The sequence below is a fragment of the Mesorhizobium sp. M0998 genome, from assembly GCF_040318885.1.
Classification (GTDB): domain Bacteria; phylum Pseudomonadota; class Alphaproteobacteria; order Rhizobiales; family Rhizobiaceae; genus Mesorhizobium.
The window spans coordinates 76,362-88,032 of sequence record NZ_JAMYND010000027.1 but is presented as its reverse complement, the minus strand read 5'-3'; the positions used below and the strand labels follow the sequence as shown (position 1 = coordinate 88,032).

The 11,671-nt window shown below is 59.2% G+C and carries 10 protein-coding genes and 1 pseudogene; 5 read left to right on the top strand and 6 right to left on the bottom strand.

The window, feature by feature from the left end; all coding sequences use genetic code 11:
- Positions 1-102: 102 nt before the first annotated feature.
- The 3 genes from csgH to NKH59_RS23520 all read left to right on the top strand — a co-directional run bounded on the left by csgH (position 103) and on the right by NKH59_RS23520 (position 4,215).
- A complete protein-coding gene (gene csgH / locus NKH59_RS23530; protein WP_352542269.1) occupies positions 103-504 on the top strand; it encodes a curli-like amyloid fiber formation chaperone CsgH in 402 nt (133 codons plus the stop codon).
- A gap of 173 nt (positions 505-677) precedes the next feature.
- Positions 678-1,091 carry a curlin gene (locus NKH59_RS23525; RefSeq protein WP_352542268.1) on the top strand — a complete coding sequence of 138 codons (414 nt, stop codon included), beginning with the start codon at positions 678-680 and terminating at the stop codon, positions 1,089-1,091.
- Between the two features lie 487 nt (positions 1,092-1,578).
- Complete coding sequence (locus tag NKH59_RS23520; protein ID WP_353023226.1) at positions 1,579-4,215, top strand: caspase family protein; 2,637 nt, start codon at positions 1,579-1,581, stop codon at positions 4,213-4,215.
- 241 nt (positions 4,216-4,456) lie between these two features.
- Here NKH59_RS23520 and NKH59_RS23515 read toward each other — a convergent pair whose 3' ends face one another.
- The 6 genes and pseudogenes from NKH59_RS23515 to NKH59_RS23495 all read right to left on the bottom strand — a co-directional run bounded on the left by NKH59_RS23515 (position 4,457) and on the right by NKH59_RS23495 (position 8,329).
- Positions 4,457-5,362 carry a CBASS cGAMP-activated phospholipase gene (locus tag NKH59_RS23515; protein ID WP_352542333.1) on the bottom strand — a complete coding sequence of 302 codons (906 nt, stop codon included), beginning with the start codon at positions 5,360-5,362 and terminating at the stop codon, positions 4,457-4,459.
- Between the two features lie 195 nt (positions 5,363-5,557).
- The gene (locus NKH59_RS23510) at positions 5,558-5,905 is read right to left on the bottom strand and encodes a PIN domain-containing protein (protein WP_352542266.1); all 348 of its coding nucleotides are present in this window, start codon (positions 5,903-5,905) and stop codon (positions 5,558-5,560) included.
- A gap of 166 nt (positions 5,906-6,071) precedes the next feature.
- The gene (locus NKH59_RS23505) at positions 6,072-6,374 is read right to left on the bottom strand and encodes a LytS/YhcK type 5TM receptor domain-containing protein (protein ID WP_352542265.1); all 303 of its coding nucleotides are present in this window, start codon (positions 6,372-6,374) and stop codon (positions 6,072-6,074) included.
- A gap of 324 nt (positions 6,375-6,698) precedes the next feature.
- Positions 6,699-6,803 carry a helix-turn-helix domain-containing protein gene (locus NKH59_RS33550; protein ID WP_502904342.1) on the bottom strand — a complete coding sequence of 35 codons (105 nt, stop codon included), beginning with the start codon at positions 6,801-6,803 and terminating at the stop codon, positions 6,699-6,701.
- Positions 6,778-7,187, bottom strand: a pseudogene (locus tag NKH59_RS23500) (recombinase family protein). The gene NKH59_RS33550 and the pseudogene NKH59_RS23500 overlap by 26 nt, the downstream one beginning before the upstream one ends.
- Before the next feature lie 431 nt (positions 7,188-7,618).
- Complete coding sequence (locus NKH59_RS23495) at positions 7,619-8,329, bottom strand: hypothetical protein (RefSeq protein WP_352980962.1); 711 nt, start codon at positions 8,327-8,329, stop codon at positions 7,619-7,621.
- Positions 8,330-8,362: 33 nt separating this feature from the next.
- Here NKH59_RS23495 and NKH59_RS23490 point away from each other — a divergent pair, with 33 nt between their 5' ends.
- Both NKH59_RS23490 and NKH59_RS23485 read left to right on the top strand, forming a co-directional pair.
- Entirely contained in the window at positions 8,363-9,505 is a 1,143-nt protein-coding gene (locus NKH59_RS23490; RefSeq protein ID WP_502904338.1) for a helix-turn-helix domain-containing protein, read from the top strand.
- 410 nt (positions 9,506-9,915) lie between these two features.
- Complete coding sequence (locus NKH59_RS23485; RefSeq protein ID WP_352816285.1) at positions 9,916-11,562, top strand: putative bifunctional diguanylate cyclase/phosphodiesterase; 1,647 nt, start codon at positions 9,916-9,918, stop codon at positions 11,560-11,562.
- The last annotated feature ends 109 nt before the right edge of the window (positions 11,563-11,671 follow it).

The window sequence follows — 11,671 nt, the reverse complement described above, 5'->3', positions numbered from 1 at the left end:
AATTGTCTCCGCTGGCGCCCGGCCCGCCCCAAACCCACGCCACCGGCCCGGGGGCCGTCTAACTACCCCGCGCCCGCCGCTAGCCAAGCCAAGGAGACGAATATGCCACACATCGTGAAGCATCCCCGCCGCGTCATGGCCGCGCTCGCCCTGGTTCTGATCCCGGCCGGCGCGCTGGCGGCCATGGCCACCGCCGATCAGTCCCTCGGGCCGGTGCGCTGCGAGATCCGCGCTACGCCGGAAGTCGACATGGTCTCGTTGGAGGCGCTCGCCTATGCCGACAAAAGCGTGAGCGGCACCTACTCGTTCCATGTTGAAAGTGCCGCTCGCACCGGCGGCACCAATATCGAGCAGGACGGCGCCTTCAGCGCAGCGCCCGGCAAGCCAGCTACGCTCGGCGCCGTCACCCTTGACGCGAAGGGCGCCGTCTATGATGCTAGGCTCGAGCTCACGGTCGATGGCAAGAGCATCAGCTGTGCCGAGCGGCTCGGCGGCGCGACCTGATCGCATCGCCAGATTTACGAAAAGGGCGTCGGCAATCGGCGCCCTTTTTCTATGTGCGTCAGGCCGGGAGAAAAAATGACTGAACGACAGCTGAACGAAGGATTCCAGGAGGGTTCAGCCACCAAATGAGAAGGTTGGCCATAGGCTGGGCAGCCGGAAAATGGAGACCAAAGATGACCCGCAATATGTTCAAAACTCTTGCCGCCGTTCTCGTTGCCGGCAGCATCGGCCAGGCGGCGTTGTCCGCACCGGCTTACGCGGGCGGCTGGGTTTCGGCGACATTTGCCCCCGGCAACGCCCGCGACGCCCGCGCTCTGGCGACTGGACTGCGCTTCTATTCGTTGTATCGCGGCCTGCATGGTGCCAGCATTCGTCAGTCCGGACAGCGAAACGCAGCTGGCATCGGACAAAACGGTCGCGGCAATCTGGGCATCATCCAGCAGGAGGGCAATGGCCATTCCGCCACGCTGCAGCAGAACGGCAATGAGAACGCCTACGGTATCTTCCAGTTCGGCCGAAACACCGACGCCAATGTCGCGCAGAACGGCAATGGCAGTGGTGGCGCTACTTTCAGCTATGGCTGGTAGCGGCCGACCGATCGAGACTCGGGCCCAGAGAATCGTTGCGCGTCCCCAGCGGCTCGCTTGCCTGGCGGCAGTTTCCAATGTGCTGGCGGTCGCACCAATGGGCGCGCGCGGAGTAGGTGCGATCCGAAGGCCTGCCAGCTGCTTCCCGCTCTTTTCCGTGAACGACCATGTGAGGTCTAGAACGCGAGGGCGGGCATTCATCGCGCTTTAGGTATCCAGTCCCGGAGCGCCGACTGACAACGCCACGTGGCGCGCTCGCGCGGTCTTATGACGCTTGAGCCGAATCCCATGAACCTTCATAGTTCCATTTTGACTGTTTCATGCACGGCGAGATAGAAGTCTCGCTTTCAATTGCTGGATACCGCCGATCTGAACCGCTTTTTTTAGACGAAATTGTGCCGCAAAGCGGCGCGAGATTCTGTTTTGCAACGTCTGCGGAAGATTTCTGTCTCTGCAGCGTTATTGTTTGTACGGATGGCGGATTGTCATGCTGACGCTCCAGAAATTCCTCTGCCTCTTCCTCCTCGTCGTTTTCGTGGCCGCTTCGGCGACGGGGGCTCACGCCCAGGGTGAAAAACGCCTCGCTTTCGTCATCGGCAATGCCGCCTATCCTTCGGGCACGCTCGTGACGCCGGCCAATGATGCCGGCCTGATCGCACAGACCTTGCAGGCGGCGGGGTTCGATGTGGTCGGCGCCCGCGATGTCGACCAGGAATCGCTGCGTGGCGCGCTGCGCGATTTCCTCGGCAAGGTTTCCGCCGCCGGTTCCGATGCGGTCGTCTTCGTCTATCTCGCCGGCCGTGGCGTGCAGTTTGAAGGCGAGAACTATTTCTTGCCAATCGATGCCCAGATCGCCAATCCAACCGACGTCCCGCTTCAGGGAATGCGGCTCTCAGATGTCTCGAAGTCGCTGGCCGGACTGCCGACCAAGGTCAACATCGTCGTGCTAGATGCGGCGCGGCCGAATGCATTCCCGCAGATGAAACAGCCGCTGGCCGGCGGCCTCGCGCTGGTCGATCCCGATCCGAACATGCTTATCGCATTCAATGCCGCTCCGGGAACCGTCGCGCCAGAGGGCAAGGGACCGTACGGCGCCTACGCCCAGGCGCTGGCCGAGATGATGCGCGAAGGCGGTCTGCCGCTTGACGATGTTTTCGATCGCACGCGCCTTCGCGTCAACGGGGTGACCCAGGGCGCGGAAGTTCCGTGGAACGCCTCAAAGATCACGGCGCCCTTCGTCTTCTTCGACCGCGCTCCGGATGCGCCCGCGCCCAAGGTCTCGGAGGCTGAGTCTCGGGCCAACCGGACCAGGGAGATCCGCGACTTCGACGCCCACGACGCCTATGTTGCGGCCCTCGACCACGACACGCTCCGCGGTTACGAGGATTTCGTCGGCGCTTTCCCGCACGATCCAATGGCCAAGCGCGTGCGTGCCATCATCGCTGCGCGGCGCGAAGCGATCACTTGGCGCGAAACCTGGCTCCAGGATACGCCGGAAGCCTACTGGTCGTACCTCAATCGCTATCCGCACGGTCCGCACGCCTGGGATGCCCGCCGGCGGCTGGAGCATTTCGATGCAGCGCTGGAGCCGCCGGAGGATTTCACCGTCTACGCCTACGATGTGCCGCCACCGGAGGAGGAGGAAATCATCTATGTCGATCGGCCCGTACTCTATTTCGGCGATCCCGATTTCCATTTCGAGCCGCCGCCGCCTGTCGCAGTGATCTTCCTGCCGCCGCCTCCGCCGGACTTCATTGTGTTGGCGCCACCACGGCCGGCAGTCGATATTTTCGTGTTGCCGGTGCCCGTCTTCGTGCCGGTGCCGGTATGGGTCAACCCGCCGCGCAACATTGTGCCACCGCGCGATAACATCGTCTTCAACAACATCCACAACACCACCATCATCAACAACAGGACGATCAACAACGAGATCAACGGTGAGGCTGGGCAGGCCAATGGTAACGCGCCGGGCGGCCTTACTACCGCCCAAAAGCTAGGCGCTGCCGAGGGTCTAGGAGCGGCCGCGCTAACGGCAAAAGTGGCGCTGCCGCCGCTGCTGCAGAAGAAGGCTGCACTCTCCAACCGGAACCCTGCCGCCCTGGGCAAGCTCGGCCAGGGGGCTGCGCAAGGCAAGCAGCCTGGAGGCGCAAAGCCGCTATCGAAGACGCTCTCAATGGATCATGCTTTGCCGGGAGCGAATGGCAGGGCGCTGCCGCTCGTCAACGGCAAACCGCCGGTGCTCAACGGGCAGAATTTACCCAACAGCAGGTCCAAGAAGCTGCTTAGCGAGCGAGGGATCTTGGGTGGCAGCCAGCAGTCTACGGGAAATGCCGGCGCTGGCGTTACCGGACAGGGGAATGGTCAGCAGACCGGAGCCGGCAATGGGCTGGGCAAGAACGGCAAGTTCCGCAAGCTGCCGACCGTCAACGGTGCACCGGCCGGGCAGAGCCTGAGCGCGCAGGAAAAGTTCAAGAAGAACAACCCAGCTGTCCTCTCCGACCAGGGTGGCGGCAAGCCGAAGAAGCTGACCCGCACGGATCTGTCTGCAGGCCAGGCCGTTGTCGGACCGAGTGATCTGGCGCCGGGCAACGGGAACAAGAAGTTTCGCAAGCTGCCGACCGTCAACGGTGCGCCAGCCCGGCTGGGCCAGAGCGCGCAGGAAAAATTCAAGGAGAACAATCCACCTGACTTTTCCGACCAGGGTGGCGGCAAGCCGAAAAAGCTGACGCGCAAGGACCTGTCCGCAGGCCAGGCCGTTGTCGGACCGAGTGATCTGGCGCCGGGCGACGGGAACAGGAAGTTTCGCAAGCCGCAGAACGGCGGTGGAGGTTCCGCCGGCGCGGAAGTCAACGTCCAGCGGAACTTCAAAGTCAACAAGCCGAACGAGGATCCGCAGCGCCAGCTCAAGCTGCAGGAAAAGTCGAACCTGCAGGTTTTCTCCAAGCCGCAGAAGTCTGAGTTTCACGCACCGCCAAAGCCCCAAATGCAAGAGCGAGGCCTGCCGCAGAAGCCGGAGTTTCATGCCCAGCCGAAGCCCCAGATGCAAGAGCGACGACTGCCGAAGCAGCCGCCAGGCAAGAAGCCGTCCTGCGGGCATCCGGGCGAGCCGGCCTGCAGCAAATAGGAGCGCGGAAGCAATCGGGGCGCCGCAGTGGATCGGTGGGGCTCTAGATGGACAGGAAATACGGACAAGGTTCTGTTCGCGTCACGCTCACCCGATGAGCGCTGGGTCGCCGGGCACCTGGTGCATTTCTGTATTCTCTTGATGAAAGCCTTCTGATGACAGCCTTCGCCCTGGAAAAGCGAATCAGGCCGAAGTTGGCGCGACTGGCATAAGTTACGGAGCGAATATTCGGCTTCAGTTCCTATGCCGTTACTGCGATCGATCGATGTGACGCCAATAGCTGAAGCGTTTCTGTTGCTGCCGGAGATGCAAGATCCAGTGATTTGATGGCTTCGACCTGGTTTTGCGCAGGTTCTTCGTCAATGCGTAGAAATCGATTTCGAAGGAGGCTGCTCATCTGAGACAGCACCAAATGTTCTTGGGCTGCCATTATTGTTTGGATAAGACCACGGCGCGCTATCCATGAAAAAGATCCGGGAGCTCGAGATTTATCATGCACTGCGGAACCTTGCCGACGTGACGCGGTGCCGATCGAAAGCTGGTAGACCTCCTCCATCCGCGCGTGACAGAAGTTCAAAGCGTCGAGAAGTGCGATGATATCTGGTGCGTTCGCTACGAGACCACCGTCAATGTACTCGCTAGGGCCAATCTTCTTCGTCGGAAAAAAAGTCGGCGCCGCCGCGCTTGCGAGTATGGCATCTTCGATGCTCACTGCGCTGGCCGCTTTCCCCGCAATGCCTTTGGAACGGAAGATACTCGTTTCGCCTGTGGAGTAGTTGATGGCCGTGATGATGAGCGGAGGTTCGTAGTCGCTGAGTAGCGTTTCGGCAACGGGCTTGCCGAGCGTCTTACGAATAGCCTCAAGGATTGGAACCGGACTATAGAGTGCCGCGACCACAAGCCGTTTGACCCCAGTGGCGATACCACGAGCGAAGACCGACGGTCCGTAGTCTTTCATTATTGCCGCCAATGTCGTCGCTGGAACGGATGCTGAAAGGCCGGCAGCAAGAAGCGCGCCGATAGAGGTTCCAGAAATGATGTCGAAGCGGTTATTGCACCGAACGTTGAACTTTGACTCGCATGCGGCGAGAAACTCGGCGCCGAAGAGCCCTCGTAGCCCCCACCGCTCAGTGCCAAGATCTGAAATCTATTGGGAGCGGACTGCGCCATTTCACTTGCGAACAAAGTCTTCAGGATTTTCTACCGTGAGCCCCGGGATTTCTGCGTGCCCATCCTGATGGTAGTCCACGTAGACAAATGGGAAATCTCCCCTCCCAACCAACGCTGTTGCGATCTCAACCTTTGTCGCGCTAGGCACATCGAATGGCCGACCGTCGGGGTGTCAATATGTGATCCTCATGTCAAGCAAATCCCCCCAGCGTGCGGCGATCCGATGGTCCATCGCAATGATCCGGTCATCGCGCGCGAAATCTTCGAACAGCCTGCTTGCCTGGTCGATGAAGTCTCTGATCACCGGCACGGGATGCACGGCGGCTTCGGGCTTTGCCCGTGCCGCCGTGAGCGCTTGTTCAAGTTGCCATCTGATGGTCATGGGCGTCACTGCACTGATGCAGATATCGTCTGCATAGATGCCGCGCGAGTCTGCGGATTCTAACCAAAGTTCAGCGGTGAGGTTACGCCTCTTGATCACGTCAAAGATGCACTGGGAGCTCATCAAATAGCGCGACATGAACGACGACTAAAATACACGTCCGCGTCCGCCAACAGTCTCCTCTTGAGACCGAGGCTCAAGACGCATCTTCACAACGCTTGCATCGAGCGGCTTTAGCTGTGCAAGCAATGCACTCGCGGGCCTTCGCCGTGCAGTTTTGCGTTCTGTTCCATCGCGAACTGAGTCAATCAACGAGAGTATGGTATCCGACGATAGGACAAACGCCGCCTGAGGCAAATTGTCGACGCGCCCAGCCCTTGCAATCACCAGAGAACGCCATCACGACGTTGCGCCCATCAGCAAAATACCCGGGGGCGAATTCGACCGGCGATGCCATGCTGATCAGTCCGGTCGCGCCGAACACGATCCCGAAGACGATGCTCTTTGCCCAGAAGGAACGCTCGAGACGGTCACCCAGAAAGGCGAGGAAAAGCACGGCGAGAATGACTACCGCTGCGCTTTCGATCATGTTGATGACTGACATCATCCCGGTAGTCCGTGACATCTGAGCAAGGTCTGGCAGCACCGTAGGTGCCATTGCGTCAACGATTTATTAAGGATCTCGCACTCCCGTTGACGGAACTCCACCCGACAGGTAGGGAAGGAAGATGGTTTCGCCACCGGCAGCTATGGTCCATGCGCCATAGGGACCCACTGCTGTCGCGCCCGCTCGATGTTGCGGCCGGCAATGCGAATGGCCAGAATGAGCAGTTATGAAGCCATAAAGACCGAGACGGCGAAGGTCGACTTCGGTCACTATTTGCCCTTGAAGTTCCCCAGCGCGAGAGTTTGCGAGCGTTGGAAATGCTCGCTACGCTGGCCGACTGATGCCCAGTCGTCTCATTTCCCGATAAACGGTCGATCGGCCGAGACCCAATTGCCGCGCAGCTTCAGCCGGCGATACCTCGGCCTTGATCAGCTTGATTCAGGTCGAGCGGTTGTCGCCCAGGTCGTTTCCCTTTCGCCCGTGCAGCAGCCACCCCGTCTTTCGTGCATTCCGAGATCAGCCGTCGTTCGAAATGAGCGATGGCGCCGAACACGTGGAAGATCAACTCGCCGGCGCCGAGGACGTATCGATCTTCTCCTCAAGGCTGAGAAGGTCGATCTGTCGCCCCCGCAGCATCTTCACCGTTTCCAGCAGCTCCGCCAGCGAGCGTCCGAGCCGGTCGAGCCGCACGACGGCCAGGGTGTCGCCAGCGCGGGCATAATCTAGTAGCTCGGCCAAGCCCGGCCGGTCCATGCTCCTGCCGGAATTGACGTCGGAGAAGACCTTGATGGCGCCGGCTTGCTCAAGCCGCATGCTCTGGCCGGGCGAGATGCGGGAGCGGCTGTGGAAGCGCTTCCGGGAACATGCCGGGCCACCGCCCAAGGACATGCCAAGAGGTATCACGCCCGCAGCGTTGGGGGTTTATCGCACTGCCCCTTGGGCGGCTAATTTGTGCTTTTCAAAGATCGCTACCTTCTGCGGATAAGTGATCCGCACCTTGGCGTTGCACCCGTTGCATCTGAAGTGCGCGATCGTTCTTAGCGCAGAGCCCTTCCTTACCGCCGGATGCGAGCAATCCGGACAATCGAATGTGAGGGCAACATCAGACAAGTCTTGGGCTAAACCCATTTCCATCCCCTTCACAAGCGCTGTGGCTACACTTTGGCGGGCGTCAATGGCCAATACAGATGCGAATCCGGCTATGCCAAAGTAGGGCTAACAATTCGCCTCCCAACGCCGCCAAGCTAGTGGGCCGTCTCTGAGCCCTTTGAGGGACGAAAAGACCTAACGTCCTCCAGCAGTTCGCGCTCGTTGGTAGTAATGTTTCGGAAGACTGCGACAATTGCCACCGCTAAGGCCTCGGCGTCCCGGCTTAAAGGGTCGATGAGATCATCTGCGCAAACCTGATCAAACACGCTTTCACAAATAGCCAGATCAATATGGCTGAGGCAGGTGCGAGCGAAACGCGGACGCAGCATCTGTGCGAACCTTTCAGGGCCCGCTGCCCGTGGTTGCGGCGGGCCTCTTTTTGCTGATGAACCGCTGGGGCGTTTGTTGAAATGAGGTGACTCGCTGACTGGTACTTTCAATAATCCTAAAATCAGCGCACACTCGCGAGCTCTAGACGTCCAGCTTTGTTCTGGGACATGAAATCCTTGCCGGAATTCCGCCGCCTCTTTCGGAGTTCGCATGCAACCAAATTTACTGTATTGATCAAGAATTGTCCTGCGACGAGCTTCGCTGTCGAGCTTTGCGGTCATTTCGGTGGACTCCTCAACTAATTTCACGACGACCGATTCTATACGTACCAAGTTGAAGAGTGTCGTTAGCTTCCCATCCAGAAACTTATCTCGGAATGCATTTCTTCCGTAAACCAGCTTGATTGCCGTTTCAGTCGACTCGAGTTCACCAGCCTTGCCAGATCCTGAAGTACATCCCATGATTGAGAGGGGCATGGGGCATAGCCGATTCGGATATGGCACCACGCGATGGACACTAAGAGGAGAGACGAGGCCCCTGCGAGGCAGCCGCGGGACCTCGATCGGCGTCGTTGGCCACGCGAAGGTCAGTCCCACAATGAGGACGCTTCGTCGCTCGCGTCGGTGTCTGAACCTCTGTCCTTTTCAACGCTCGAACTAGCGCCAAAGGATCAATTAGCCGCTTGGCAGGCGCATATGGCGCCGCTGATAGAGGTCAGGTTGCCGGATGACAAATCGCTGAACGATGGCTTTCCCGCGGACCACACGGCTTGGAATCTCGGTGGCATGCTGATCGTTCAACAGCGCGCACCGGCACATAGTTATATGCGTTCTGCCGCGAAGCTTCGGTCCAGCTCGATCGATCACTGGTATATCGCCTTTCCACGTACTGGCCGGTCGTGGACGGAGGTCGATCGCCGCGTAGCGGAGAACCAGCCGGGCAAATTGGAGATCAGATCGCTTGGCTACCCGTTTCGCGGGAGGACAACGGACTCCGAAAGTCTCTTTCTCTATTTGCCGCGCGATTTGTTCGCCGATGCGGCGGCAACCCTGGACGCCAAGAACAATTCAATTCTGTCCGGCAACTTTGCCAACCTCTTGCTCGACTACGTCAATGGCATAGAAGCAAGACTGCGCAGCCTCACGGCTGACGATCTGCCCCGCATCGTGCACGCAACACGCAGCATGATTATTGCCTGCCTCGGGCCTCCGGCGGAACAGGCTGCGGCCGTCGAACAATTGACGGGTGTCGCGCTAATGGAGCGAGCGCGTCGATACGTCCACCACAATCTGGATGCGGCTCATTTGACACCGGATTCGATGTGCCGGGCGCTCGGCGTCTCGCGCTCTCGTCTCTATCAGTTGTTCGAACCAAGCGGTGGTGTTCTCCATTACATACAAAGTCGCCGCCTTCTGGCAGCCCATGTTGCGCTAAGCGATCCGGCGGACAGCCGGCGCATTGTTGAAATTGCTGAAGCCTTCGGGTTTAGTTCAGCGGCTAATTTCAGCCGGGCATTCAGCAAGGAATTCGGTTACAGCCCCCGCGAAGGCCGCAGCACTGTGGTGTTGCCGCGCCCCGCCAACTCTGTTTCGCTTGCCGGACAGGAGAAAGCCTCTTCCTTTGAAGGTTGGCTCAAAGCGCTCGGAAGCTGAGTACAGGATCGGCGATGCTGATGGGGCGGGCCCAAAACAGGCTTGCCGGGGCGGGGAAGACCACGCCGCACAATATCTTCGTGTCGCGTCCACCGCGCCATCAATCACATAGCTGATTCCCGCCAATTCGCGATTTATTAACGAACTGTGACTGTTCGACGTTACCGATAATTTGTCGCCAGTCACGACGGAGCATACATTGCAACTGCGCTGCATGCGGCACTTGTTAAGACTGCGAGTGGAAAGTTTGCTAAGGTTGACAGTTATGCTATTCCTAGATTGGGGGCGCGAATTTGCACCGCCTATGGAGGTGGCTCTTGCGCCCACAGGCATCAGGCGTCGGCACGGAGAGTGAGGGGCCTTCCTCGAGCGATGCTCCACGTGCCGGCGATGGGATACTCGCTGACCTTTTGGCGAACACGACCGAACTTTTGTCAATCTATGACCGCGACTTCCGCCTGACGCACTACGCAACCAGGCTCAAGGGCGTGTACGGAGGCGCGGTGGCGCTGGGCGCCGCCGTATGGGAGATCTACCCGAGCTTTCTCAATGCGAGGTATCGCGACGATTTCCTTCGTGTGTTCCAGGGCGGCTCTCCGGCAAGCATCGACTTGCCGTCATCATCAGGCGAAGCGCCCCGGTCCGTTTTCGTCTTCCCCACTGCAAATGGTGTGGGAATCATCGAATCAAGGGAACGCGGCGGGCGGAGCGCGGCGGAAGAGCAGGAGCATGTAGTTCTGCTCCATCAGGCAACGCACGACGTGCTGACCGGACTGCAGAATCGGCGGCGATTCGGTGAACGGCTGCAGCAAGCACTGGCGGCCATCGGCGGACCAAAGCCGAAAGCCGCCCTGCTGCAAATCGACCTCGACGATTTTAAAGCGGTCAACGACACGCTCGGTCATGGAGCAGGCGATACGCTTCTTCAACTCGCGGCAGGTCGAATCCGCGACGCGCTGCAGGACGGCGAATCTGCGTATCGGTATGCCGGCGATGAGTTCGCTGTCATCCAATTGGGAAAGGATCAGCCCGCGGAAGCCGAGCGCCTCGCTGGATCGCTTGTCGATGCGTTCAAGGAACCGTTTGTCATCAACGGCATTCCCGTCTTCGTCGGCTCGAGTATCGGAATTGCTTTCGGGCCGGAGCACGGGACCGACGGCGAGCAGTTGATGAAAGCCGCCGACATTGCTCTTTACGCAGCCAAGACGGATGGACGCGGTTGCGCTCGAACGTTCAACCGTTCGATGCTGCTCTTGCTCGAGCAACGCGAGAATCTGAGGCGCAGCCTTCGAACCGCGCTGGAGCGCGGCGAGCTTTATCTTGAGTATCAGCCGCTCATTCGACCTCCCGCGTCGGTGATCGGATTCGAAGCGTTACTGCGGTGGCGGCACCCCGAGGTCGGAATCATTCCACCCAGCGTGTTCATACCGATCGCCGAGGCGGACGGTCTGATGGACGAGATTGGACGATGGGTGCTCGAGGAAGCCTGTCGCCAGGCATTGACGTGGCCTTCCTCGCTGACGGTCGCAGTGAACGTGTCGCCGGCTCAGTTCCTTAGCGGTTCGCTAACGGATACGGTTGCTCAAATCATCGACTCAGTTGGAATCCGGGCTGACCGACTTGAACTCGAGATAACCGAGCAGGTTCTTCTTGAGAAGACGATCGATAATATCGACACCTTAAATACTCTGAACGTCTTGGGAATACGAATTTCGCTCGACGATTTTGGGACATACTATTCATCATTAAGCTACCTTAAGAATTTCCCCTTCGATACTTTGAAGATCGATCAGTACTTTATTGCGGACTTGGAGACCGATCTCAAAAGCCAAACGATCGTGCGATCGATCATGAATCTGGCGCACGGCCTGGGAATAAATGTCACTGCCGAGGGGGTGGAGACGTCGGCACAGGCACGGTGGCTGATCAAGGAGAATTGCGATTGCCTGCAAGGCAACTTCCTGGGAAAGCCGCTTGGAGCCGAGGCCATCAGCGATTTCATCAAGCGGTCCCCGCTGAGGGTGGTACGAGCGAGGGAGGCAAATCGAGCGCTCTAGCGCCTTGCACCTTTGTTAACGGTGAAGTCGAGTTTTGTAGAACGATCGAGGCAGATACCGTGCATAGCTTCGAGTGGGTGCGAGACTGACTCATCAAGGGCGCGGTGAA